The sequence below is a fragment of the Streptomyces sp. NPDC017993 genome, assembly GCF_044328065.1.
Taxonomy (GTDB): Bacteria; Actinomycetota; Actinomycetes; order Streptomycetales; family Streptomycetaceae; genus Streptomyces.
Genome location: NZ_JBIRGO010000010.1, coordinates 109,654 through 133,461, shown reverse-complemented (window position 1 = coordinate 133,461; position 23,808 = coordinate 109,654). Strand labels below are relative to the sequence as shown.

The window sequence follows — 23,808 nt, the reverse complement described above, 5'->3', positions numbered from 1 at the left end:
GCGGCGGGCCGGCGTCGGAGTGGTGACGCTCCGTCGACGGTCCGCGGTGCCGGTGGCGCAGTGGGGTGCGTCGGGTGGTGCGGTGCGGTGCGCACCCCCTCCCGCGCTCCGCTCCAACAGGCCCTGTTCAACCCGTGTCAAGTCAATCGCGAGAGCCCGCCGGGGAGTTCATTCGTAGGGGTGGCGAATGGTGGCGTTTCCGCGATCGCCCTCGCGAGGGGCGTGATCGTAGGATTACTTTCGGTGCACGAACCCCGGAGAGGCATCGTTCGCACGGGTATGCCGGTGGCAATTCACCGTTCCCGCACCGGCCGGAGGTGTGGCCGGAAACCGTGCTCGGGTAGATGTACCCCGGACAGGCGTCGCAACAGGCGGCATGCTGTGGGTGGTTCGCGACGAGGCGACTAGCGGAGTGGGGGCGTTCCAGTGGGCGGCAACGGCGGCACCGCCGGATCCGGCGGTACAGGCGGCACCGACACCGTCAAACGTCCCAACGCGCAGTTGGGTTCGTGGTTCGTGCGCAGCGGTTGGTCCAAGGGAGAGCTGGCGCGACAGGTCAACCGCCGGGCCCGTCAGATGGGCGCCCACCACATCAGCACCGACACCTCCCGGGTGCGCCGCTGGCTCGACGGTGAACAGCCCCGCGAGCCCATTCCGCGGATCCTGTCCGAACTCTTCTCGGAACGCTTCGGCTGTGTGGTCGGCATCGAGGAGCTGGGGCTGCGCTCCGCGCACCAGTCCCCGTCCGTCTCCGGAGTGGACCTGCCCTGGGCAGGACCGCAAACGGTCAGCCTCATCAGCGAGTTCTCGCGCAGCGATCTGATGCTGGCACGCCGCGGCTTCCTGGGCACCTCGCTGGCGCTGGCCGCGGGCCCCACCCTCATCGAGCCGATGCAGCGCTGGCTGGTGCCGGTGCCCGCGGGGCAGGGCGGCGCGGCGCCGCAGCCGGACCGGGCCAAGCGGCCCGCCCGGCTGTCGCAGCCGGAGCTCGACCTGCTGGAGTCGACGACCGCGATGTTCCGGCAGTGGGACGCGCAGTGCGGAGGCGGCCTGCGCCGCAAGGCGGTGGTCGGCCAGCTGCACGAGGTCACCGACCTCCTCCAGGAGCCGCAGCCCGAGCCGGTCTCCAGGCGGCTGTTCAAGGTCGCCGCCGAACTCGCCGAGCTGGCCGGCTGGATGAGCTACGACATCGGGCTCCAGCCGACCGCGCAGAAATACTTCGTGCTGGCCCTGCACGCCTCCAAGGAGGCCGGTGACCGCCCCCTGGGCTCGTACATCCTCTCCAGCATGAGCCGCCAGATGATCCACCTCGGCCGCCCGGACGACGCCCTGGAGCTGATCCATCTGGCGCAGTACGGCAGTCGGGAAACGGCCACCGCGCGCACCCAGGCAATGTTGTATGCGATGGAGGCCCGCGCGTACGCCGGCATGGGCCAGCCCAGCAAGGTCAAGCGGGCGGTCCGGATGGCCGAGGACACCTTCTCCGACGCGATGCCCGGCGAGCCCGAGCCGGACTGGATCCGCTTCTTCTCCGAGGCCGAGCTGAACGCCGAGAACGCACACTCCTACCGGGACCTCGCCTATGTCGCCGGCCGCAGCCCCACCTACGCCTCGCTGGCCGAGCCGGTCATGGAGCGCGCCGTCGACCTGTTCGGCAAGGACCCCGAGCACCAGCGTTCGTATGCGCTGAACCTGATCGGGATGGCCACCGTCCGGCTGCTGCAGAAGGAGCCGGAGGCCTGCGCCGCGATGGCGCAGCAGGCGATCCCGTTCGCCCGGCAGGTCCGCTCCGAGCGGGTCAACACCCGGTTGCGCAAGACCGTGGACACCGCGGCCCGGGAGTTCGAAGGCGTCGCCGAGGTGATCCAGCTGACCGAGGAGCTCTCCCGCCAACTGCCGGAGACCGCGGCGGAGGCCGTCTGAGAGCAGTCCCCAGCCCCCGGCCACGGCCATCCACCCCGTACAGCCCGACTCGGCTCCCCCATGCCAGGTCACGCGGGTGGCAGCCGTGGCCGGGCCCTTTTCCGGGGTCGTCGATGACCGGTTTCGGCGGGTTGAACGGGTGGGGGCGCAATGATCTCGCCGTTCATCGGGGCGTAACACGGGGGCCGTCTTCGTCACTGCGGTGAAACACCGGCAAGGTTTGGCCGAAACCACGCTGCGACAACCTCATGGCGAAAGTCGGCCCACCAAAGTTTCGCCCGCACGGGCCGCATCGACGACGAGGAGACGCCGATGCCCCCAGGCATCCTGACGCTCGCAGCAGACAAGGTCACACTGAGCCCGGCCAACACCGGGTTCATGTTGATCTGCTCCGCACTGGTGATGATCATGACCCCGGGTCTCGCCTTCTTCTACGGCGGCATGGTCCGGGTCAAGAGCGTGCTCAACATGCTGATGATGAGTTTCATCAGCTTGGGCATCGTGACCATTCTTTGGGTCCTCTACGGCTTCGGACTGGCCTTCGGCACCGACAGCGGCGGCTTCATCGGCTGGAACGGCAACTACGCCGGCCTCAGCGGAATCGGCCTGACCGAGCTGTGGGGCGCCACCACCATCCCGGTCTATGTCTTCGCGGTCTTCCAGCTGATGTTCGCGATCATCACGCCCGCACTGATCAGCGGTGCGCTCGCCGACCGGGTGAAGTTCACCGCCTGGGCCCTGTTCATCGCCCTGTGGGTCACCATCGTCTACTTCCCCGTCGCCCACTGGGTGTGGGCCGAGGGCGGCTGGCTCTTCGACCTGGGGGTCATCGACTTCGCGGGCGGCACGGCCGTGCACATCAACGCCGGTGCCGCGGCGCTCGGCGTGATCCTCGTCGTCGGCAAGCGCATCGGCTTCAAGAAGGACCCGATGCGGCCGCACAGCCTTCCCCTGGTGATGCTCGGCGCCGGCCTGCTGTGGTTCGGCTGGTTCGGCTTCAACGCCGGCTCCTGGCTCGGCAACGACGACGGCATCGGCGCGGTCGCCTTCGTCAACACGCAGGTCGCCACCGCCGCCGCGATGCTCGGCTGGCTCGCGTACGAAAAGCTGCGCCACGGCTCCTTCACCACCCTGGGTGCCGCCTCCGGCGCGGTCGCCGGACTCGTCGCGATCACCCCGGCCTGTGGCGCCGTCAGCCCCCTCGGCGCCATCGCGGTCGGCGTCATCGCCGGTGTGCTGTGCGCCATGGCCGTCGGCCTGAAGTACAAGCTCGGCTACGACGACTCGCTCGACGTCATCGGCGTCCACCTCGTGGGCGGTGTCGCGGGCTCCCTGCTGGTCGGCCTGTTCGCCACCGGCGGTGTGCAGAGCGAGGCCAAGGGCCTCTTCTACGGCGGCGGTTTCGAACAGCTCGGCAAGCAGACGATCGGTGTGGTCTGCGTGCTGCTGTACTCCCTCGTCGTCTCGTACGTCCTTGCCAAGGTCATCGACCTGGTGATGGGCTTCCGGGTCAGCGAGGACGAGGAGATGGCCGGCGTCGACCAGGCCGCGCACGCCGAAACGGCGTACGACTTCACCGGCGCGGGCGGTGGCACGGTGGCCCGGAAGGGCCCGGCACTCGGCGAGGCCCTGACAAAGAAGGTGGACGCGTGAAGCTCATCACGGCAGTAATCAAGCCGCACCGGCTCGACGAGGTGAAGGACGCCCTGCAGGCATTCGGCGTGCACGGCCTGACCGTCACCGAAGCCAGCGGATACGGACGGCAGCGCGGGCACACGGAGGTGTACCGCGGCGCGGAGTACACCGTCGACCTGGTGCCCAAGGTCCGCGTCGAGGTGCTCGTCGACGACGCGGACGCCGAAGAGGTCGTCGAGGTCGTGGTGAACGCGGCCCGCACCGGCAAGATCGGCGACGGCAAGGTGTGGAGCGTCCCCGTCGACGAAGCGGTACGGGTACGGACCGGCGAGCGCGGCCCCGACGCGCTCTGACACACCCGCACGACCTACGCACCCGGGCCACCCCGGGGACGTAGCCGGCATGACACCGGGAAACCGGTACGCGGCCCCGGCTCCGGCCTCCGCGCGGCACCCGCCGCCGGAGCCGGAGCCGGGGCACTCCCGGACAACCGCCCGGTGGGGCGGAGCCGGGCGGACCGGCCCGCGCGGCGAATGGCCGCAGGCCCCGCCGCGGCCCAGACTGAAGAACGGGGCCCGGCGGCAGCGGGGGACAACACGACCAAGGAGCGCCCGAGTTGACCGACAGCGTCGAGGACACGGCAGGACCGGCCGCCGCGCCGGACCCGCACACCGCCCCGGAGACCGCCCCCACCACCGGCACCGACGGCGGCTACCCCGCTGCCCGGCGCAAGCTCCTCCAGGACGACGCACCCACGGGACCCGACCGCCGCGCCGCCCTCGCCCGGCTCACCGACGACTGGCTCGTCGCCCTCCTCGACGGCGCCGTCCGCACCTCCGGCGTCCACGGTGCCGCCCTCGTCGCCGTCGGCGGCTACGGCCGCGGCGAACTCTCCCCCCGCAGCGACCTCGATCTCCTCCTGCTGCACGACGGCCGCGCCGACACCGCCGCCGTCGCCGCCCTCGCCGACCGCCTCTGGTACCCCGTCTGGGACCTCGGCCTCCACCTCGACCACTCCGTCCGCACCCCCTCCGAGGCCCGCAAGGCCGCCCGCGACGACCTCAAGGTGCAACTCGGCCTGCTCGACGCCCGCCACCTGGCCGGCGACCCCGAACTCACCGCCGGCCTGCGCACCAGCGCCTACGCCGACTGGCGAGAGAGCGCCCCCAAACGGCTGCCCGAACTCCACGAGCTGTGCCAGGAACGCGCCGACCGGCAGGGCGAACTGCAATACCTCCTCGAACCCGACCTCAAGGAAGCCCGCGGCGGACTCCGCGACGCCACCGCCCTGCGGGCCGTCGCCGCCTCCTGGCTCGCCGACGCCCCACGCGGCGGCCTGGAAGCCGCCCGCACCCGGCTCCTCGACACCCGCGACGCCCTCCACCTGGTGACCGGCCGCGCCACCGACCGCCTCTCCCTCCAGGAACAGGACCAGGTCGCCGCGGCCCTCGGCCTCCTCGACGCCGACACCCTGCTGCGGGAGGTCTACGAATCCGCCCGCACCATCTCCTACGCCAGCGACGTCACCTGGCGCGAGGTCGGCCGGGTCCTGCGCGCCCGGTCCGTCAAACCCCTCATTCGCGGCCTCCTGCAGGGCCGCACCGCCGGCAAGGGCGAACGCTCGCCGCTCGCCGAAGGCGTCGTCGAACACGACGGCGAAGCCGTACTGGCCCGCACCGCGCGCCCCGAACGGGACCCCGTCCTGGCCCTGCGCGCCGCGGCCGCCGCCGCCCAGGCCGGCCTGCCGCTGTCGATGCACGCGGTACGCCGGCTGGCCTCAGCCGCCCGGCCCCTGCCCGTACCGTGGCCCGCCGAAGCCCGCGAACAACTGGTGACCCTCCTCGGCGCCGGCGCCCACACCGTGCCCGTATGGGAGTCCCTCGAAGCGGAGGGCCTCATCACGCAACTGCTGCCCGACTGGGAACGCGTCCGCTGCCGCCCCCAGCGCAACGCCGTGCACACCTGGACCGTTGACCGCCACCTCGTCGAGACCGCCGTACGAGCCGCCGCCCTCACCCGCCGCGTACACCGCCCCGACCTGCTCCTCGTCGCCGCGCTGCTCCACGACATCGGCAAGGGCTGGCCCGGCGACCACTCCGTGGCAGGCGAGACCATCGCCCGCGACGTGGCGACCCGGCTCGGCTTCGACACCCGCGACGTCACCGTCATCGCCACCCTCGTCCGCCACCACCTGCTGCTCATCGAGACCGCCACCCGCCGCGACCTGGACGACCCCGCGACCGTCGGCGCCGTCGCCGACGCCGTCGGCAACGCCGGCACCCTCGAACTGCTGCACGCCCTGACCGAGGCCGACGCACTCGCCACCGGCCCCGCGGCCTGGAGCACCTGGCGCGACGGCCTCGTCACCGACCTCGTCACACGCGTCGCCGCACAACTCGCCGGCGAAGACGTACCGGACAACCGCGGCGCCGACGAGCCGACCGCCGAGGAAGAGCGCCTGGCCATAGAAGCCGGCCGCACCGGCGGCCCCGTCCTTGCCCTGCACGCCCGCAGCGAAGCCCCGGCCGACGCCGAGGACACCGAACCGACCGCGGACGGCCAGGAGCCCGTCGGCGTCGAACTCCTCATCGCAGTCCCCGACCAACCCGGCGTCCTCGCCGCCGCGGCCGGCGTACTGGCCCTGCACCGCCTCACCGTCCGCGCCGCCGACCTGCGCGTCCTCGACCCCATCGGCCAGGGCCCGGTCCTCCTCCTCAACTGGCGCGTCGCCGCCGAATACGGCTCACTGCCCCAGGCCGTACTGCTGCGCGCGGACCTGATCCGCGCGCTGGACGGCTCCCTCGACGTCCCCGCCCGCCTGGCCGAACGCGAACGCGCCTACGCCCGGCGCTCCCGCGCCGTCCTCGCCCCGCCACCCCGCGTCACCGTCGCCCCCGGCAGCTCCCGCACCGCCACCGTCATCGAGGTCCGCGCCCAGGACGCCCACGGCCTGCTGCACCGCATCGGCCGCGCCCTGGAGGACGCCGGCGTCACCGTCCGCAGCGCCCACATCAGCACCCTCGGCGCCAACGCCGTCGACGCGTTCTACGTCACCGACACCAAGGGCGACCCCCTGCCCACGGACCGGGCCACAGCCGTCGCCCGCGCCGTACAGACCGCGCTGGAGTGACCCGCGCCACCGCGCCCGCGCCCGCCCGCCGGCCCCACGACCGGCGGGCAGCGGTGGCCCGCTTGCCGGGCCGGATACCCTAGGAGGCGATTGTCTCCGCCCCCGACCCCGAGGATCGACGACCGCCGTGTTCGATACGCTTTCCGACCGCTTGGCGAGTACCTTCAAAAACCTCCGGGGCAAGGGCCGCCTCTCCGAGGCGGACATCGACGCCACGGCGCGCGAGATCCGTATCGCCCTCCTTGAGGCCGACGTCGCACTGCCCGTCGTCCGCGCCTTCATCAAGCAGGTCAAGGAGCGCGCCAACGGCACCGAGGTCTCCCAGGCGCTGAACCCCGCCCAGCAGGTCATCAAGATCGTCAACGAGGAGCTCGTCGGCATCCTCGGCGGCGAGACCCGCCGGCTGCGCTTCGCCAAGACCCCGCCGACCGTCATCATGCTGGCCGGCCTCCAGGGCGCCGGTAAGACCACCCTCGCCGGCAAGCTCGGACGCTGGCTCAAGGGCCAGGGCCACGCCCCACTGCTCGTCGCCTGTGACCTCCAGCGCCCCAACGCCGTCAACCAGCTCTCCGTCGTCGCCGAGCGCGCCGGCGTCGCGATCTACGCGCCCGAGCCGGGCAACGGCGTCGGCGACCCCGTCAAGGTCGCCAAGGACTCCATCGAGTTCGCCCACGGCAAGCAGCACGACGTCGTCATCGTCGACACCGCCGGCCGCCTGGGCATCGACCAGGAGCTGATGCAGCAGGCCGCGGACATCCGCGACGCGGTCAGCCCCGACGAGGTCCTCTTCGTCGTCGACGCGATGATCGGCCAGGACGCCGTCAACACCGCCGAGGCGTTCCGCGACGGCGTCGGCTTCGACGGCGTGGTGCTCTCCAAGCTCGACGGCGACGCCCGCGGTGGCGCCGCGCTCTCCATCGCGCACGTCACCGGCAAGCAGATCATGTTCGCCTCCAACGGCGAGAAGCTGGACGACTTCGACGCGTTCCACCCGGACCGCATGGCGTCCCGCATCCTCGGCATGGGCGACATGCTCTCGCTCATCGAGAAGGCCGAGCAGACCTTCAGCCAGGCCGAGGCCGAGAAGATGGCGGCCAAGCTCCAAAAGGGCCCCAAGGAGTTCACCCTCGACGACTTCCTGGCCCAGATGGAGCAGGTCCGCAAGATGGGCTCCATCTCCAAGCTGCTCGGCATGCTGCCCGGCATGGGGCAGATGAAGGACCAGATCAACAACCTCGACGAGCGCGAGGTCGACCGCACGGCCGCCATCATCAAGTCGATGACCCCGGCCGAGCGCCACGAACCGACGATCATCAACGGCTCCCGCCGCGCCCGTATCGCCAAGGGCTCCGGCGTCGACGTCAGCGCCGTCAAGAACCTCGTCGAGCGGTTCTTCGACGCCCGCAAGATGATGTCGAAGATGGCCCAGGGCGGCGGCATGCCGGGCATGCCCGGGATGCCCGGCATGGGTGGCGGCGGCGCCAAGAAGAAGAAGCAGGTCAAGCAGGCCAAGGGCAAGCGCAAGAGCGGTAACCCGATGAAGCGCAAGGCCGACGAGGAGGCCGCGGCAGCCCGCCGCGAGGCCGCCCAGTCCGGCAACCCGCTGGGCCTGCCTCAGGGCAGCCAGGAACCGCAGGACTTCGAACTCCCCGAGGAGTTCAAGAAGTTCATGGGCTGACCCCGGCCCCTGTCATCCGCGAAGCCCCCGGCCACCTCCTGGTGACCGGGGGCTTCGCGCATGCACGACAGCCGGCTGCGCCCTCCGCGAGGAGCCGCTACTGGGTCCGCGCGATCAGATACCGGAACACATTCGGCATCCAGACCGTCCGGTCCGCCCGCTGATACGGATGCAGCGCCTCCGCCAACTCCTTCTCCACCAGCCGCTGCTCGGTCACCTCCAGCGCCGCGTCGAACAACCCCGTCGACAGCAGCCCACGCACCGCACTCGCCAGATCCGCGTACCCGAACGGGCAGGCCACCCGGCCCGAACCGTCCGGCCGCAGCCCCGCACGCTCCGCCAGATCCTCCAGGTCGTCCCGGCGACTGGGCCGCCAGCCGCCCGCCGTCCGCAACGGATCGGCCAGCCGCTGCGCCACCCGCAGCACACCGGCCGTCGCACACCGCTCCACCGGCCCCCAACCGCCCAGCACGATCGCGCTGCCGCGCTCCGCCAGCCCGGCCGACGCCGTCAGCGCAGCCGTCAGCCCCTGCTCGCTGCTGACGCAGCCCACCGGGTGGAACGCCGTCACCACATTGAACGGTGCCTCGCCCACGGCCGCGTCCTCCAGGCCACCGCTGACCAGCCGGGTGACCTCCGGCATACCGTCCGGCGTGAGCCGCTCACGGGCCAGCTCCAGCCGGCACTCGTCCGAGTCGACACCGCTGACCTGCGCCCCCCGTCCCGCGGCGAGCAGCAACGCCAGGCCGGAACCGCAACCCAGACCCAGCAACCGGGTGCCGGAACCGACACCCAAACGGTCGTAAGCGGCTTCGTACAGCGGCACCAGCATGCGTTCTTGGATCTCGGCCCAGTCACGGGCGCGCGCCTTGGTGCCGGTCGGTGCGGGAAGGTCATCGGATCCCATGGGACCGGAGTTCGGAAGGTGGTGCCGTACGAGCGTGGGTGACATCGAATGCGCCCCTATTCGCCGAGAACCCGAAGCTGTTCAGTGCCGATCGCCCCCGTTTTCGCGCGTTGTGCGCCCCCGAGTTCCAGACAACTGCGCATCCGTCCGGGCGTCCAGGGGTTGCGCCGGGGTTGTCTCCCGCGCGCCCCCGTATGCGCCGGGCCCGCTCCCTGGAGCGCCGTTCCAGGGTGCCCCGGCCCGACCAGTTTCGCCATGGCAAGAGCGTCACCTGCGCCTCCCGCCGCCGAGCCCCGCGTGGAGAACCCCTACGGTGGGGCATACGGCCCTCTTTCGCGACGGCGCACGCACGAACCCGCCCCCGGGCCGGCCGCGCGGGCAGGGGAGATCACCCGTACCATCGCGGCCGTGATCACCGTCCCGGGATACGACCGCACTACGCCGTGCGGCGTACGCGGGGGTACGTACCGGCTTGGTAGCCGCTGGGCGCCTTCTCCGCAGATCGGCGCACCCGGCCCTCGGCATAACCCATGACCAGAAACTGACTGGTACGTGCAAATTATTTGGGATGCCCCGGAATCGGAACACTGGGCCTGTCCGGCTCGTTGTCACGACGTGAGCACGACACCGCCTGTTCTCGCCGCCGAACTGGCGCTCGCGTGGGCCGATATTCAACGGCACCACCCCGAGCTGCCGGATCTGGCCGCGCCCGAATCCCTGATCGGGGAGTCCTCGTCCGCCTGTGGCGCGGAGCTCTCCTTCGAACGGCTGCTCCACGAGGCAGTCCACGGCATCGCCGCCGCCCGCGGCATCCGCGACACCTCCCGCGCAGGCCGCTACCACAACCGCCGGTTCCTGACGATCGCCGAGGAGCTGGGCCTGGACCACGTCGACGAACCGCATCCCAGCAGCGGCTTCTCCCTGGTCACGCTCAACCCCGAGGCCAGGAGGCGCTACCGCCCCACCATCGAACGACTGGCCAGGGCCCTCAAGGCGCACACCGCCGCCACGGCCACCGACACCACCCGCAGTTTCCGCGGCCCCGCGGCCCGGCACGGCTCCTCCGGAGGCGGCGTCCGCGTCAAGGCCGTCTGCGACTGCGGACGCAATGTCCGAGTCGTCCCCTCAGTGCTCGCCCAGGCGCCGATCGTGTGCGGCGGCTGCGGCAAGCCCTTCCGTATCCCCGAGGTGGCCGCGGTCGGCTGACTCCGGGGCGTGTGGCACAATGGCTAGCTGTACTCGACAGTCGCATAGGACCCCTCTCTCCTCCGGCTGACGCGTCCATCGGGCATACCGAGTACCGCAACCCCACGTGGCATCCCGTTGTGCCCCACCACGTCAAGACCAGGAGACACCACTTCCGTGGCAGTCAAGATCAAGCTGAAGCGTCTGGGCAAGATCCGCGCGCCTCACTACCGCATCGTCATCGCCGACTCCCGTACCCGCCGTGACGGCCGGGCCATCGAGGAGATCGGCCTGTACCACCCGGTGCAGAACCCCTCGCGCATCGAGGTCGACTCCGAGCGTGTCCAGTACTGGCTGGGTGTCGGCGCGCAGCCGACCGAGCCCGTCATGGCCATCCTCAAGGTCACCGGCGACTGGCAGAAGTTCAAGGGCCTGCCCGCCCCGGCGCCCATGAAGGTCGCCGAGCCGAAGGCCGACAAGCGCGCCCTCTTCGAGGCCGCTGCCAAGGCTTCCGGCGACGAGCCCAAGGGTGAGGCCATCACCCCGAAGGCGAAGAAGGCTGACAAGAAGGCGGACGAGGCTGCTGAGGCCGAGTCCACCTCCGAGTCGACCGAGGCCTGAGCATGCTCGAGGAAGCCCTCGAGCACCTCGTCAAGGGCATCGTCGACAACCCCGATGACGTGCAGGTAGCCTCGCGCACCCTGCGCCGCGGGCGTGTGCTCGAGGTGCGGGTCCACCCCGACGACCTCGGCAAGGTGATCGGCCGCAACGGCCGTACCGCCCGCGCGCTGCGGACCGTCGTGGGCGCCATCGGCGGCCGAGGCATCCGCGTCGACCTCGTCGACGTGGACCAGGTCCGCTGAGCATCGATACACCGGCACGGGCCGGGGAGGGCTACGGCCCACCCCGGCCCGTTGTCGTCGCCGCATGAGAAAAGGAAAGCCACAGTGCAGCTGGTAGTCGCGCGGATCGGCCGCGCCCACGGCATCAAGGGCGAGGTCACCGTAGAGGTGCGCACCGACGAGCCGGAGCTGCGGCTCGGGCCCGGAGCCGTCCTCGCCACGGAACCCTCCTCCGTGGGACCGCTCACCATCGCGACCGGCCGGGTCCACAGCGGCCGGCTGCTGCTGCGCTTCGAAGGCGTCCAGGACCGCACGGCCGCCGAAGCGCTGCGCAACACCCTGCTGATCGCGGAGGTCGACCCCGAGGAGGTCCCCGAGGACCCCGAGGAGTTCTACGACCACCAGCTGATCGACCTCGACGTCGTCACCCGCGACGGCGCCGTCGTCGGCCGCATCTCCGAGGTCTCCCACCTGCCGTACCAGGACCTGCTGATCGTCAAGCGGCCCGACGGCAGCGACGTCATGGTCCCGTTCGTCAGCGAGATCGTGCCGGAGATCGACCTGGAGGAGCAGCGCGCCGTCATCGACCCGCCGCCCGGCCTCCTCGACGACAGCCAGGCCGAGGTCGCCGCCGGCCGCGAGGACACCTGATGCGGCTCGACGTCGTCACGATCTTCCCTGAATACCTCGAACCGCTGAACGTCTCCCTCGTCGGCAAGGCCCGCGCCCGCGGACAGCTCGACGTGCGCATCCACGACCTGCGGAACTGGGCGCACGACAAGCACAACACCGTCGACGACACCCCCTACGGCGGCGGCCCCGGCATGGTCATGAAGCCCGAGCCCTGGGGCGAGGCGCTCGACGAGGTGCTCGCCTCCGGAGACGGCGAACCGGTGATCGTCGTGCCCACCCCCAGCGGGGAGCCCTTCACCCAGCAGCTCGCCGTGGAACTCTCCGCCAAGCCCTGGCTGGTGTTCACCCCGGCCCGCTACGAAGGCATCGACCGCCGCGTCGTCGAGGAGTACGGCTCCCGCCTCGACGTCCGCGAGGTCTCCATCGGCGACTACGTCCTGGCCGGCGGCGAGGCCCCGGTCCTGGTCATGGTCGAGGCGATCGCCCGACTGCTGCCCGGCGTCCTCGGCAACGCCGCCTCCCACCAGGACGACTCCTTCGCCCCCGGAGCGATGGCCGACCTCCTGGAGGGCCCCGTCTACACCAAGCCCCCGGAGTGGCGCGGCCGCGGCATCCCCGACGTGCTGGTCAGCGGGCACCACGGCAAGATCGCCCGCTGGCGACGCGACGAGGCCTTCCGCCGCACCGACCTCAACCGCCCCGATCTGATCGAGCGCGCCGACCCCACCGCGTTCGACAAGCATGACCGCGCGATCCTCGCCGCCCTCGGCTGGTCCGCCCGTGACGACGGCCGATTTGGGCGTACGAGTGACGGCGTGGAAGAATAGGCCGCTGCTGTGTGCGTCCGGCGCGCGCCCCTGCCACAGGGGGAACGACGCCCGCCCGACGGAACGGCATCCGAAACATCATCCCGATATCCCGTTGATGACCTGTGGCATCAGCGAAGAAAGCAGTAGGTCATGAACCTTCTCGACTCCGTCGACTCCGCGTCGCTGCGCACCGACGTCCCGGCCTTCCGCCCGGGTGACACCGTCAACGTCCACGTCCGCGTCATCGAGGGCAACCGCTCCCGTGTGCAGCAGTTCAAGGGCGTTGTCATCCGCCGTCAGGGCGCCGGCGTGCGCGAGACCTTCACGGTCCGCAAGGTCAGCTTCTCCGTCGGCGTGGAGCGCACCTTCCCGGTGCACACCCCGATCGTCGAGAAGATCGAGGTCGTGACCCGCGGTGACGTCCGTCGCGCCAAGCTGTACTTCCTCCGTGAGCTCCGCGGCAAGGCCGCGAAGATCAAGGAGAAGCGCGACAACTGAGTCGTGCCGCTCCGGACCGCGATTTTTTGCGCCGGAGCAACGCAAAGCCAAGCTCACGTCCGAGGTCCGGACCCGGCCGGATAGGCTCAGGGCCCGATGGACAACGACGCACAGCTCTCGGAGCGCGACCGCTCTCCCGCCCCCGACAAGGGGCCGGAGCAGAGGTCGCGCTCCGCGCGTTTTCTCGCCGGCCCCGCCCGGCTCCGGCAGCGGCCGGCCACCCTCCTCGTCCTCTGCGCGGCCTTCCTCCTGCTGCTCAGCGCCTTCGTCGCGCAGCCGTTCCTGATCCCCAGCTCCTCCATGGAGAACACCCTGCGGATCGGCGACCGGGTGCTGGTCAACAAGCTGGCGTACGGATTCGGCGGTGACCCGCGGCGGGGCGATGTGGTGGTGTTCGACGGCACGGGGTCTTTCGTTCACAGGGAGCCGGGGGAGAATCCCGTCACGGCGCTGCTGCGCGGTGCCGGCGCGGCGCTGGGCCTGGCCCGGCCCGCTGAGACCGACTACGTCAAGCGCGTGATCGGGGTCGGCGGCGACCGTGTGACCTGCTGCGACAAACGGGGGCGGATCGAAGTGAACGGTGAGCCCGTGGCCGAGGGCTATCTCTACCCGGGGAACGCACCCTCCTCGGTGGAGTTCGACATCGAGGTGCCGGAGGGGAAGCTGTGGGTGATGGGCGACCACCGCGCCAGATCCCGCGACTCCCGCGACCACCTCGGTGAGGCGGGCGGGGGCACCGTCCCCGTCGACAAGGTGATCGGCCGGGCGGACTGGATCACCTGGCCGGTCGGCCGCTGGACCACCCTCGACCGGCCGCGGGCCTTCGACGACATACCGGCCCCGGCAGGCCCCCATGGGTAATCGGGGGCGGCCCCGTCACGGGCAGCAGAACAGCACAGGAACCCGCCACGGCAAAGGAGAGCCCGCAGAGGCCGTGGAGCCCGCAGACGGCCGTGGAGGCCGCCAGGCGACCGGCGGGCGGGCCGAGCGACGACGGCAGGCGAAGCGCATCAAGCGCCGCAGGCAACGCTCCTACATCAAGGAAATCCCCATCCTCATCGGGGTGGCGCTGGCCATCGCGCTGGTGCTGAAGACCTTCCTTGTGCAGGCGTTCGTGATTCCGTCGGGCTCCATGGAGCAGACGATCAAAATCGGCGACCGGGTTCTCGTCGACAAACTCACGCCGTGGTTCGGCTCGAAGCCGGAGCGCGGCGAGGTCGTCGTCTTCAAGGACCCGGGAGGCTGGCTCAAGGGCGAGCAGGCGCAAACCGCTGAAGACGGACCGGGCGTGAAGCAGTTCAAGGAATTCATGACCTTCATCGGGCTGCTGCCGTCCGCCGATGAACAGGACCTCATCAAACGCGTCGTCGGAGTGGGCGGCGACACCGTCAAATGCTGCGACAAGCAGAACCGCGTGACGGTCAACGGAACCCCGCTCACCGAACCGTACGTCCACCCCGGAAATCCGCCGTCCACGCTGAAATTCACCGTGAACGTTCCCACCGGGCGGATCTTCGTGATGGGTGACCACCGTTCCGACTCCGCGGATTCGCGCTTCCACCTCGACGAGCCGTACCGTGGCACGGTCTCGGAGGAAAATGTCGTCGGCCGCGCCGTGGTGATCGCCTGGCCGTTCAGTCACTGGCGGCAACTCGAAGAACCCGACACCTTCTCAACCGTGCACGACTCGCCGGGCGCCAGGGCGTCCGGAGTCGGTGCGCCACATAGGGTGTCCTCCGAGACTTTGGCCGTACTCCCGACCCCTGCGGAACTCCCGCTCGTTATGGGAGTGGTGGGCCTGCACCGGTTGACGGGCGGGCGAGAGCGTGGAGTAAGGAGCAGATGTGGGGGACTTGGCGGTCGGCGCGCGGTCCGGAACCGAAGAGCCCGAGGAGCCGGCAGGGCACGGTGAAATTCCGCAGGCGGCGACGAGTTCCGTGCATCAGTCGCAGGCGCAGCAGTCAGCAAGGACGGACCGGTCGGCGGCCGAGGAGGAGAGCGGCAGCATGACGACGGGGAAAAAGCCGCGCGCCTTCTGGAAAGAGCTACCGATTCTCATCGGTATCGCGCTGATCCTCGCGCTGCTGATCAAGACGTTCCTGGTGCAGGCGTTCTCCATTCCGTCCGACTCCATGCAGGACACCCTGCAACGCGGCGACCGGGTCCTCGTCGACAAACTGACACCGTGGTTCGGCTCGAAGCCGGAGCGCGGCGAGGTCGTCGTCTTCCACGACCCGGGCGGCTGGCTCAACGAAGCACCCACCCCCGAGCCGAACCCCGTGCAAAAGGTCCTCAGCTTCATCGGGCTGATGCCGTCGGCCGAGGAGAAAGACCTGATCAAGCGGGTGATCGCGGTCGGCGGGGACACCGTCGAGTGTCACGGCACCGGCCCGGTGAAGGTCAACGGCAAGGCCCTCAAGGAGGACTCCTACGTCTTCCCGGGCGCCACCCCCTGCGGCGACCGGGAGTTCGGCCCGATCCACGTCCCCAAGGACCGGATCTGGGTCATGGGCGATCACCGCGACGACTCCCTCGACTCCCGCTACCACCAGAACCTCCCGGGCAACGGCACCGTCTCGGTGGACGAGGTCGTCGGCCGCGCCTTCACCATCGCCTGGCCCATCAACCGCTGGTCGACGCTGCCGGTGCCGGACACCTTCGACCAGCCGGGGATCAACAAGGCGATGGCGGCGGCGCCGGCCGCGCTGGGGCTCGCCGGAGCGGTGCCGATCGTGCTGTGGCGCCGCAGGAGGCTGACCGCGGAACGTACCCCCAGGTAGGGTGCCGTCCCAGATCTTCGACGCGGGCCGGTCCCGCGGGGTGGGAGCGCTGGGATGAGCAGCAGTACGGAACGCAGGACCGACGGCCGCGGCCGGACCAAGGGCAGTGTGCTGTCCGGTCTGGCCGTGGCCGTCGGCTGTGCGCTGTTCCTGGGCGGCTTCGTATGGGGGGCACTGATCTACCGCCCGTATACGGTTCCGACCGACTCGATGGCACCGACGATCGCGGCCGGGGCCCGGGTCCTGGCCGAACGGGTCGAGGGCTCCGAGATACGCCGCGGCGACGTCGTCGTCTTCAAGGACTCGGTGTGGGGCGACCTGCCGATGGTCAAGCGCGTCGTCGGCGTCGGGGGCGACAAGGTCTCCTGCTGCACCAAGGAAGGCCGTCTGACCGTCAACGGCATTCCGGTCGAGGAACCGTATCTGCAGAGCGACGGGCCCGCCTCACCCACCGGCTTCAAGGCAAAGGTCCCCACCGGCCAGCTCTTCCTGCTCGGCGACCACCGCAGCGACTCCCTCGACTCCCGCGTCCACCTCACGGACGGTGACCACGGCTCAGTGCCGCGCAGCGCCGTGAGCGCCCGTGTGGACGCCCGTGCCTGGCCGATCGGCAGCGTCGGCATGATGGACCGCCCGGCGGCCTTCTCCGAGCTGCCCGGCGGCACCTCACAGCCCGGCCCGCTGCGGCCCATCACCTACGCCGTCATCGCCGGCACCGTCCTCATCCTCGGCGGCGCCGCCCACGGGCCCCTCACCCGGCGCAAGGGCAGCGCCCGTGCCTGACCGCGACGAGGCGGCCCGTCGCGACGAGGCAGCCGAGCGTGACGAGGCGGCTGACCGAGGCGAGACGGCCGCCGACCGGCCGACCGAGGTGCGCCAGGTCTCCCGCGTCGTGCTGCTCGATCCCGACAACCGGATCCTGCTCCTGCACGGCTTCGAACCGGCCCGTCCCACCGAGACCTGGTGGTTCACCCCCGGCGGCGGCGTGGAAGGCACCGAGACCCGCGAAGAGGCGGCGCGCCGCGAACTCGCCGAGGAGACCGGCATCACCCGGGCAGCCCTCGGCCCCGTCCTGTGGAAACGCCGCTGCTCCTTCCCCTTCGACGGACGTCAATGGGAGCAGGACGAGTGGTATTACCTGGGGCGGACGGACCGGACTGCGACCGACACCAGCGGGCAGACGGACCTGGAGCGACGCAGCGTCTCGGGACTGAGGTGGTGGACTTTCGAGGAACTGTCCGCGTCGCATGAGACGGTGTATCCGACCAGACTCGCCGAGCTGCTGCGCACGCTGCTCGACGAAGGGCCCCCCAGTGCGCCGGTGCTCCTGGAGACCGAGAGGGTCTGACGCACAATAGGGGGACGCACGGCTGAAGGGGATCTGCCATGAGCGCCGAGGACCTCGAGAAGTACGAGACCGAGATGGAGCTGAAGCTCTACCGGGAGTACCGCGACGTCGTCGGGCTGTTCAAGTACGTGATCGAGACCGAGCGACGTTTCTACCTCACCAACGATTACGAGATGCAGGTGCACTCGGTGCAGGGTGAGGTGTTCTTCGAGGTCTCGATGGCCGACGCCTGGGTCTGGGACATGTATCGCCCGGCGCGCTTCGTCAAGCAGGTGCGCGTCCTGACGTTCAAGGATGTGAATATCGAGGAGCTCAACAAGAGCGACCTCGATCTGCCGGGGAGCTGAGGGGCTCCCTCGGGACTCGGGGCCGCCGAGGCATGGGTTGCTCAGGGGCGTGGGCCTTTCTGGCCGGCCGGGCGTGCTGGGTGGCTGCGGATGGCCGGCTGTGGGCGCTGAGGGGCGGGCCGCGGGTTGTGCCTCGGGTGGGCGTGCCTGCGGCTGGTCTGAGCCCAAGGGTCGGCTGAGTCTCGTAAACCAGAGTTGGCTGCACGGCCCAGCCGGCTACGTGTGCGCCGCTGATCACCACTGTGGGTGACCGGGTTATCCACAGCTGAAGGGTTATCCACCAAGATCCAACAGCTTGGCGTGCAGGCGTCACTGTCGGTGCCGGAGGTGGTGCCGCATGAACGCCATGGAGGCAGGCCGGCAGGCCAGGTACGGAGCACAGGCCGCGGGAGGCATGCCCGGCCCGGACGGGGCCCCGAGCGCGTACGACAGCACAGGGACTCGGAGCGAGAGCGAGTCCGGCCGACACGGGGAAGGGTTCGGGCGCGGCGGGCCATCAGGCCGGGGAGTGCCCGGCGAAGGCGGAACGCCGGGCGGCGGTGGCGGCGGAGCGGCGCCCTTCGGGTGCACACCGCCGGGGCGCCGAACGCCACCTGGGGAGCCGGGCGGGGCGCAGCCCAGGACCCCAAGCCGAGGCCACGGCAGGACGCGCCCGGACCCGGCACAGGACCCCAGGAACGGGCCCGGATCCGCCCCCGGGCGCCGCCGTAACGCCGGGGCCCGCCGACCCGACGCCGAAAAACGCGTAGCGCCCCCACCGGGCAAGACCGACACAGCCGACTCCCACGCACCGGCCACCAAGCCGACCGACGCCCGGCGGGCCCTCGGACGCTACGGCGAAGACCTCGCCGTCCGACGCCTCATCCAGGCCGGCATGCGCATCCTGGAGCGCAACTGGCGCTGCCGCGACGGCGAGATCGACATCGTGGCCGCCGACGGCGACGCCCTCGTGATCTGCGAGGTCAAGACACGCCGCGCCGGCTGGTACGAGCACCCCATGGCAGCAGTTCGTCCCGAGAAGACCCAGCGCCTGCGCCTCCTGGCCGAACGCTGGCTGGAGCGGCACGGCGGGCCGCCGCCCGGCGGAGTGCGCATCGATGTCGTCGGCGTGCTGCTGCCCGCCCGCGGTGCCCCGGTCGTCGACCACGCACGGGGGGTGGCGTGATGGGCTTCGCCCGCACCTGCTCCGTCGCCCTCGTCGGCGTCGAAGGCGTCGTGGTCGAGGTCCAGGCCGACCTCGAACCAGGCGTCGCCGCCTTCACCCTCGTCGGACTCCCCGACAAGAGCCTCGTCGAGTCCAAGGACCGGGTACGCGCCGCGGTGGTGAACTCCGGAGCCGAATGGCCGCAGAAGAAGCTCACCGTCGGCCTCAGCCCGGCATCCGTCCCGAAAGGCGGCAGCGGCTTCGACCTCGCCGTGGCATGCGCCGTCCTCGGCGCCGCCGAGCGCCTCGACCCACGAGAACTGACCGACCTGATGATGATCGGCGAACTGGGCCTGGACGGCCGGGTCCGCCCCGTTCGGGGCGTGCTGCCCGCCGTCCTGGCCGCGGCCGACGCCGGATACCGCCAGGTCGTCGTACCGGAAAGGACCGTCGCCGAGGCATCACTCGTCCCCGGCATCTCCGTCCTCGGCGTCCGCAGCCTGCGTCAGCTCATCGCCGTCCTCACCGACGAACCGGTGCCCGAGGAGGACGACGCCCCGGGCGAAGGACGCCCCGACCCCCTGCTCGCCGGGCTCATCGTGCCCGGCACCGGCGCCGGCGCCGGCCTGCCCCCCGGTGACCGCACCCTCGACCTGTCGGACGTCGCGGGCCAGCACACCGCCCGCCGCGCCCTGGAGGTGGCCGCCGCGGGACGCCACCACATCTTCTTCAAAGGCCCACCCGGAGCCGGCAAAACCATGCTCGCCGAACGCCTACCCGGGCTGCTGCCACCCCTGTCACCCAAGGAATCCCTGGAGGTCACCGCCGTCCACTCGGTAGCCGGCACCCTTCCACCAGGGCAACCGCTCGTCGACCGCCCGCCCTACTGCGCCCCGCACCACTCCGCGACCATGGCCGCCCTCGTGGGCGGCGGCAGCGGACTGCCCCGCCCCGGCGCCGTATCGCTCGCCCACCACGGCGTCCTCTTCGTCGACGAAGCAGCCGAATGCAACGCACGCGTCCTGGACGCCCTGCGCCAGCCTCTGGAATCCGGACACGTCGTCGTGGCCCGCGCCGCGGGCATGATGCGCATGCCCGCACGCTTCCTCCTCACCCTCGCGGCCAACCCCTGCCCCTGTGGACGACACGGCACCATCGGCGGCGGCTGCGAATGCAGGCCGTCCTCGATCCGCCGCTACCGCGCCCGTCTGTCCGGACCCCTGATGGACCGCGTCGACCTACGCATCGCCGTGGAACCCGTCGCACGCTCCGAACTCATCGCCCTCGGCCGTGGCGCCGAATCCTCCGCGACAGTCGCCGAACGCGTACGCGCCGCCCGCGAACGCTCAGCGGCGCGCTTCGCCGACACCCCGTGGCGCACCAACAGCGAAGTGCCCGGCCACGAACTGAGAACCCGCTGGCAGGTCCAGCCCGGCGCACTCGCGCAAGTGGAACGCGACCTCGAATGTGGCCTGCTGACAGCACGTGGCCTCGACCGCGTCCTCCGCGTCGCCTGGACCGCGGCCGACCTCGCAGGCCGCGACCGCCCGACGACCGAAGACGTCAACTGGGCACTGGAACTCCGCACCGGCGTACGACGAGGAGCGGTGACGGCGACCGCCGGACCATGAGCGCACCTTGCGGGCCGCAGCGGCCGCTCAAGCCCACTGCCTGAGCGGTCACACGAACAGGGAATACACGCAGCCGCAACGGCCGCACGACGGGGGAGAGATGAGCGGGACCGACACATGGGGCTTCGCCACGGAGGAAGCCGACGACAGCACCCCACGCCGCCCGAGCGGCAGCGAGAGCGGAGGCGCGACGCATCGAACCGCACCGGAACGTGCTCCCCGTCCGCCAGACGCCCAGGAGCCGGTGCGCCACCAGCCCGACACGCCGCAGCGCACAGCCCGTGCGGCACTCACCCGCATCCTCGAACCAGGTGACGAGACCGCCGGTCGCTGGCTGCGCGAAATGGGTCCTGTGGCCCTGTGGCAGGCACTGTCCTCCCCCGACGCCGACCCGCCCAAAGACGCAGGCCGGGACAAGCTCGCCGGCCTCAGGCTCCGCGCCGAACGCACAGACCCCGCCGCGGACCTCGCCGCCGTCACCGCACTAGGTGGCCGCTTCCTCTGCCCGGGCGACGACGAATGGCCCGGACAACTCGACGACCTGGGCGACAGCCGCCCCATCGGCCTGTGGGTACGCGGACGTGCCAACCTCCGACTCTGGGCCTTGCGCTCGGTCTCCATCGTCGGCGCACGAGCCTGCACCGAGTACGGCGCCCATCTCGCCGCCACCCTGGCCGCGGGCCTGGCCGACCGCGGCTGGACGGTCGTCTCCGGCGCCGCATACGGCGTCGACGGAGCAGCCCACCGCGGAGCCATGGCCGCGAACGGCCCCACCATCGCCGTACTCGCCTCCGGCGTCGACTACGCCTACCCGCGAGGACACACCGAATTGATCGGACGGATCGCCGAACAAGGAATCCTGCTGGCCGAGTTACCGCCCGGAGACCACCCCACCCGCAGCCGCTTCGTCCAACGCAACCGCGTCATCGCCGCACTCACCAGAGGAACCGTCGTCGTCGAAGCCGAACTCCGCAGCGGCTCCCTCGTCACCGCCCGACGCGCCATGGCAATGGGCCGCTACACCATGGGCATTCCCGGCCCCGTGACCAGCTCGCTGTCCGCCGGAGTCCATCAACTCCTCCGTGGCGAAGCAGCGGTGGTCACCGACGCCGACGATGTCGTCGAACTCGTCGGCAGCATCGGCGACCTCGCCCCCGAACGCCGGGGACCGACCCTCACCCGCGACCTGCTGGACCCCGTCGCGGCCCGCGTACTGGAAGCCCTGCCAGCGCGCGGCGGAACGGACACCGCCCACCTGGCACGCGAATCAGGCACCCCACGCGACCTCACGCAGGGCAAGCTCTTCGAGCTGCAGTCCCTCGGATTCGTTCAAAGGTGCGGTGACCGCTGGGAGTTGGCGCGACGCGCCGAGCACGCCGAAGGTTCCCGGCGAGGCGGTACTTGACCTGGGGCGAACGGGTGAAAGGGTGAGGGGAATGACCGCAGAATCCAGGTTTGCCTCGCTTCGGCATGCGGAGTCGATCCGTGGGGGCATAGCGACGTGGACGCAACCGGCCGACGGGGCCCCGTCGGCCACGTCACCGCATCCCGCCGCGCACCCCCCGGGAACACGCGTCCGACCTCTCGGCCGGCTGTCGCCACGCTGTACGAGGTGACGACGAGGTGCGGCTAGCGGAACGTATCTGCGCACGCCCGAACCCCCGATCCTCGCGCACCGCAACACATCGGTCACGCTACGCTCACAGGCAATCTCCCCTTCACGCACCCACCCACCACCGTCTCGGCAGAACGGCTCAAGGCGACGAATGCCCCAGCACACCTCCGGGTCTGACCGCGCGGCAGTACCACCCGCCGCGCGCGGCAGCGTGCGCCCCACCGCGCCCACTGCGCTCGACGAGTTGTGGCGCTCCTACAAGGCGTCGGGCGACGGACGACTGCGGGAGCAGCTGATCCTGCACTACTCACCCCTGGTCAAATACGTCGCAGGCCGGGTCAGCGTCGGACTACCACCCAACGTCGAACAGGCCGACTTCGTCTCCTCCGGAGTCTTCGGCCTGATCGACGCCATCGAAAAGTTCGAACCCGAACGCTCCATCAAATTCGAGACCTACGCCATCACCCGCATCCGCGGCGCGATGATCGACGAACTGCGCGCCCTGGACTGGATCCCGCGCTCCGTACGACAAAAGGCCCGCGCCGTCGAACGCGCCTACGCCACCCTCGAAGCGCAGCTGCGCCGCACCCCATCGGAGGCGGAAGTCGCCCACGAGATGGGCATCGCCCTGGAGGATCTCCACGGCGTGTTCAGCCAGCTCTCCCTGGCGAACGTCGTCGCGCTCGAAGAACTCCTCCACGCCGGCGGCGAGGGCGGTGAACGGCTCAGCCTGATGGACACACTGGAGGACACGGCCGCCGACAACCCCGTCGAGATCGCCGAGGACCGAGAGCTGCGGCGTCTGCTGGCGCGGGCCATCAACACCCTCCCCGAGCGCGAGAAAACCGTGGTCACCCTCTACTACTACGAGGGCCTCACCCTCGCCGAGATCGGCAACGTACTCGGCGTCACGGAGAGCCGGGTCAGCCAGATCCACACCAAGTCCGTACTGCAGCTCAGAGCGAAACTCGCCGACGTCGGACGCTGATCCTCGGCACGGAGACACGACGCGGAGTGCCACGACGGGCCCGCCGTCCGTAGAGTGGTGGCGTGCCAAGGATTCGAGCGGCCTCTGTGGCCGAGCACCGGACGATGCAGCGCGGCGCCCTTCTGGACGCCGCCCGCACCCTGCTGTCCGAAGGCGGAACGGAAGCGCTGACCTTCCCCGCCCTCGCCGAGCGCACGGGACTCGCGCGCTCTTCCGTGTACGAGTACTTCCGCTCGCGTGCGGCGGTCGTCGAAGAACTGTGCGCCGTCGACTTCCCCGTATGGGCCGCCGAGGTCGAGGCGGCAATGGCGCGCGCGGACACGGCCGAGGCGAAGATCGAGGCGTACGTGCGCCGCCAGCTCGCGCTGGTCGGCGACCGACGACACCGAGCCGTCGTCGCCATCTCGGCCGGCGAACTGGACGCGGGCGCACGCGAGAAAATCCGCGCCGCCCACGGCGGACTCATCACGATGATCGTCGAAGCCCTGGCCGACCTCGGCCACGAGCAACCCCGCCTCGCGGCGATGCTGCTCCAAGGCATCGTCGACGCCGCAGTACGCCGCATCGAACTCGGCGCGGCGGAAGACCCCGACCAGATCACGGAGGCGGCGGTGGCCATGGTCCTCCGCGGCGTCCGAGGCTGACCGCAGCCTTGGGGGGCCTCCCCCGCCCCCACCCACCCCGCCTCCCGCCCGCCTCCACACTCGTTGGCCCG

Annotated in this window: 22 protein-coding genes and 1 pseudogene; 22 read left to right on the top strand and 1 reads right to left on the bottom strand. The window is 70.8% G+C overall.

From position 1 onward, the window contains the following. Window positions 1–426: 426 nt before the first annotated feature. From ACH4FH_RS20075 to ffh, 5 genes are all read left to right on the top strand, one after another. Window positions 427–1,923 carry a hypothetical protein gene (locus tag ACH4FH_RS20075; RefSeq protein ID WP_398557215.1) on the top strand — a complete coding sequence of 499 codons (1,497 nt, stop codon included), beginning with the start codon at window positions 427–429 and terminating at the stop codon, window positions 1,921–1,923. 312 nt (window positions 1,924–2,235) lie between these two features. Beyond that, window positions 2,236–3,576: an ammonium transporter gene (locus ACH4FH_RS20070; protein WP_398557214.1), complete on the top strand. Its 1,341-nt coding sequence runs from the start codon at window positions 2,236–2,238 to the stop codon at window positions 3,574–3,576. Continuing rightward, entirely contained in the window at window positions 3,573–3,911 is a 339-nt protein-coding gene (locus ACH4FH_RS20065) for a P-II family nitrogen regulator (RefSeq protein WP_393895665.1), read from the top strand. Before ACH4FH_RS20070 ends, ACH4FH_RS20065 begins: the two co-directional genes overlap by 4 nt. A gap of 263 nt (window positions 3,912–4,174) precedes the next feature. Continuing rightward, window positions 4,175–6,688 carry a [protein-PII] uridylyltransferase gene (locus tag ACH4FH_RS20060; protein WP_398557213.1) on the top strand — a complete coding sequence of 838 codons (2,514 nt, stop codon included), beginning with the start codon at window positions 4,175–4,177 and terminating at the stop codon, window positions 6,686–6,688. 127 nt (window positions 6,689–6,815) lie between these two features. Beyond that, on the top strand, window positions 6,816–8,366 hold the full coding sequence (ffh, locus tag ACH4FH_RS20055; RefSeq protein ID WP_398557212.1) for a signal recognition particle protein: 1,551 nt from the start codon (window positions 6,816–6,818) through the stop codon (window positions 8,364–8,366). Between the two features lie 97 nt (window positions 8,367–8,463). Here ffh and ACH4FH_RS20050 read toward each other — a convergent pair whose 3' ends face one another. Further along, window positions 8,464–9,318: a methyltransferase domain-containing protein gene (locus ACH4FH_RS20050; protein ID WP_398557211.1), complete on the bottom strand. Its 855-nt coding sequence runs from the start codon at window positions 9,316–9,318 to the stop codon at window positions 8,464–8,466. Between the two features lie 570 nt (window positions 9,319–9,888). Between ACH4FH_RS20050 and ACH4FH_RS20045 the strand changes: the two genes are divergently transcribed. From ACH4FH_RS20045 to ACH4FH_RS19965, 17 genes and pseudogenes are all read left to right on the top strand, one after another. Further along, window positions 9,889–10,479 carry a hypothetical protein gene (locus ACH4FH_RS20045; protein ID WP_393895661.1) on the top strand — a complete coding sequence of 197 codons (591 nt, stop codon included), beginning with the start codon at window positions 9,889–9,891 and terminating at the stop codon, window positions 10,477–10,479. 156 nt (window positions 10,480–10,635) lie between these two features. Next, window positions 10,636–11,079 (top strand): 30S ribosomal protein S16, encoded by a 444-nt coding sequence (rpsP, locus tag ACH4FH_RS20040; RefSeq protein WP_398557210.1) that lies wholly within the window; start codon window positions 10,636–10,638, stop codon window positions 11,077–11,079. 2 nt (window positions 11,080–11,081) lie between these two features. Next, window positions 11,082–11,321: an RNA-binding protein gene (locus ACH4FH_RS20035; protein WP_003980229.1), complete on the top strand. Its 240-nt coding sequence runs from the start codon at window positions 11,082–11,084 to the stop codon at window positions 11,319–11,321. A gap of 84 nt (window positions 11,322–11,405) precedes the next feature. Further along, window positions 11,406–11,951, top strand: a complete 546-nt coding sequence (gene rimM / locus ACH4FH_RS20030; RefSeq protein WP_398557209.1) for a ribosome maturation factor RimM — start codon at window positions 11,406–11,408, stop codon at window positions 11,949–11,951. Next, window positions 11,951–12,760 carry a tRNA (guanosine(37)-N1)-methyltransferase TrmD gene (gene trmD, locus ACH4FH_RS20025; protein ID WP_398557208.1) on the top strand — a complete coding sequence of 270 codons (810 nt, stop codon included), beginning with the start codon at window positions 11,951–11,953 and terminating at the stop codon, window positions 12,758–12,760. Before rimM ends, trmD begins: the two co-directional genes overlap by 1 nt. A 132-nt stretch (window positions 12,761–12,892) precedes the next feature. Next, on the top strand, window positions 12,893–13,240 hold the full coding sequence (gene rplS / locus ACH4FH_RS20020; protein ID WP_393895657.1) for a 50S ribosomal protein L19: 348 nt from the start codon (window positions 12,893–12,895) through the stop codon (window positions 13,238–13,240). A gap of 96 nt (window positions 13,241–13,336) precedes the next feature. Continuing rightward, complete coding sequence (lepB, locus tag ACH4FH_RS20015; RefSeq protein ID WP_398557207.1) at window positions 13,337–14,101, top strand: signal peptidase I; 765 nt, start codon at window positions 13,337–13,339, stop codon at window positions 14,099–14,101. Next, window positions 14,094–15,152 (top strand): signal peptidase I, encoded by a 1,059-nt coding sequence (gene lepB, locus ACH4FH_RS20010; protein ID WP_398557206.1) that lies wholly within the window; start codon window positions 14,094–14,096, stop codon window positions 15,150–15,152. Before lepB (ACH4FH_RS20015) ends, lepB (ACH4FH_RS20010) begins: the two co-directional genes overlap by 8 nt. Before the next feature lie 94 nt (window positions 15,153–15,246). Next, window positions 15,247–16,020, top strand: coding sequence for a signal peptidase I (gene lepB / locus ACH4FH_RS20005; RefSeq protein ID WP_398557205.1), 774 nt, complete (start codon window positions 15,247–15,249; stop codon window positions 16,018–16,020). A gap of 54 nt (window positions 16,021–16,074) precedes the next feature. Next, window positions 16,075–16,803 (top strand): signal peptidase I, encoded by a 729-nt coding sequence (gene lepB / locus ACH4FH_RS20000; RefSeq protein WP_398557204.1) that lies wholly within the window; start codon window positions 16,075–16,077, stop codon window positions 16,801–16,803. Window positions 16,804–16,891: 88 nt separating this feature from the next. Then, window positions 16,892–17,368, top strand: coding sequence for an NUDIX hydrolase (locus tag ACH4FH_RS19995; RefSeq protein ID WP_398557367.1), 477 nt, complete (start codon window positions 16,892–16,894; stop codon window positions 17,366–17,368). Window positions 17,369–17,406: 38 nt separating this feature from the next. After that, window positions 17,407–17,715, top strand: coding sequence for a DUF2469 domain-containing protein (locus tag ACH4FH_RS19990; RefSeq protein WP_003980220.1), 309 nt, complete (start codon window positions 17,407–17,409; stop codon window positions 17,713–17,715). An 808-nt stretch (window positions 17,716–18,523) separates the two neighbouring features. Continuing rightward, window positions 18,524–18,880 (top strand): annotated as a pseudogene (locus ACH4FH_RS19985) (YraN family protein); the annotation flags it as partial. Further along, window positions 18,880–20,490, top strand: a complete 1,611-nt coding sequence (locus ACH4FH_RS19980; RefSeq protein WP_398557203.1) for a YifB family Mg chelatase-like AAA ATPase — start codon at window positions 18,880–18,882, stop codon at window positions 20,488–20,490. The pseudogene ACH4FH_RS19985 and the gene ACH4FH_RS19980, both read left to right, overlap by 1 nt. Before the next feature lie 100 nt (window positions 20,491–20,590). After that, window positions 20,591–21,895, top strand: a complete 1,305-nt coding sequence (dprA, locus tag ACH4FH_RS19975; protein ID WP_398557202.1) for a DNA-processing protein DprA — start codon at window positions 20,591–20,593, stop codon at window positions 21,893–21,895. 361 nt (window positions 21,896–22,256) lie between these two features. Continuing rightward, entirely contained in the window at window positions 22,257–23,093 is an 837-nt protein-coding gene (whiG, locus tag ACH4FH_RS19970) for an RNA polymerase sigma factor WhiG (protein ID WP_398557201.1), read from the top strand. Between the two features lie 104 nt (window positions 23,094–23,197). Next, window positions 23,198–23,737, top strand: a complete 540-nt coding sequence (locus ACH4FH_RS19965) for a TetR/AcrR family transcriptional regulator (protein ID WP_398557366.1) — start codon at window positions 23,198–23,200, stop codon at window positions 23,735–23,737. Window positions 23,738–23,808: the final 71 nt, after the last annotated feature.

What these genes read in the sequence shown, in the direction of transcription:
- lepB (WP_398557205.1), top strand. Translation starts at nt 15,247, where the DNA reads ATGACGACGGGGAAAAAGCCGCGCGCCTTCTGGAAAGAGCTACCGATT.
- lepB (WP_398557204.1), top strand. Translation starts at nt 16,075, where the DNA reads ATGAGCAGCAGTACGGAACGCAGGACCGACGGCCGCGGCCGGACCAAG.
- dprA (WP_398557202.1), top strand. Translation starts at nt 20,591, where the DNA reads ATGAGCGGGACCGACACATGGGGCTTCGCCACGGAGGAAGCCGACGAC.
- whiG (WP_398557201.1), top strand. Translation starts at nt 22,257, where the DNA reads ATGCCCCAGCACACCTCCGGGTCTGACCGCGCGGCAGTACCACCCGCC.
- ACH4FH_RS20035 (WP_003980229.1), top strand. Translation starts at nt 11,082, where the DNA reads ATGCTCGAGGAAGCCCTCGAGCACCTCGTCAAGGGCATCGTCGACAAC.
- lepB (WP_398557206.1), top strand. Translation starts at nt 14,094, where the DNA reads ATGGGTAATCGGGGGCGGCCCCGTCACGGGCAGCAGAACAGCACAGGA.
- ACH4FH_RS19965 (WP_398557366.1), top strand. Translation starts at nt 23,198, where the DNA reads ATGCAGCGCGGCGCCCTTCTGGACGCCGCCCGCACCCTGCTGTCCGAA.
- lepB (WP_398557207.1), top strand. Translation starts at nt 13,337, where the DNA reads ATGGACAACGACGCACAGCTCTCGGAGCGCGACCGCTCTCCCGCCCCC.
- ACH4FH_RS19980 (WP_398557203.1), top strand. Translation starts at nt 18,880, where the DNA reads ATGGGCTTCGCCCGCACCTGCTCCGTCGCCCTCGTCGGCGTCGAAGGC.
- rplS (WP_393895657.1), top strand. Translation starts at nt 12,893, where the DNA reads ATGAACCTTCTCGACTCCGTCGACTCCGCGTCGCTGCGCACCGACGTC.
- ACH4FH_RS20070 (WP_398557214.1), top strand. Translation starts at nt 2,236, where the DNA reads ATGCCCCCAGGCATCCTGACGCTCGCAGCAGACAAGGTCACACTGAGC.
- ACH4FH_RS20050 (WP_398557211.1), bottom strand. Translation starts at nt 9,318, where the DNA reads ATGTCACCCACGCTCGTACGGCACCACCTTCCGAACTCCGGTCCCATG.
- trmD (WP_398557208.1), top strand. Translation starts at nt 11,951, where the DNA reads ATGCGGCTCGACGTCGTCACGATCTTCCCTGAATACCTCGAACCGCTG.
- ACH4FH_RS19990 (WP_003980220.1), top strand. Translation starts at nt 17,407, where the DNA reads ATGAGCGCCGAGGACCTCGAGAAGTACGAGACCGAGATGGAGCTGAAG.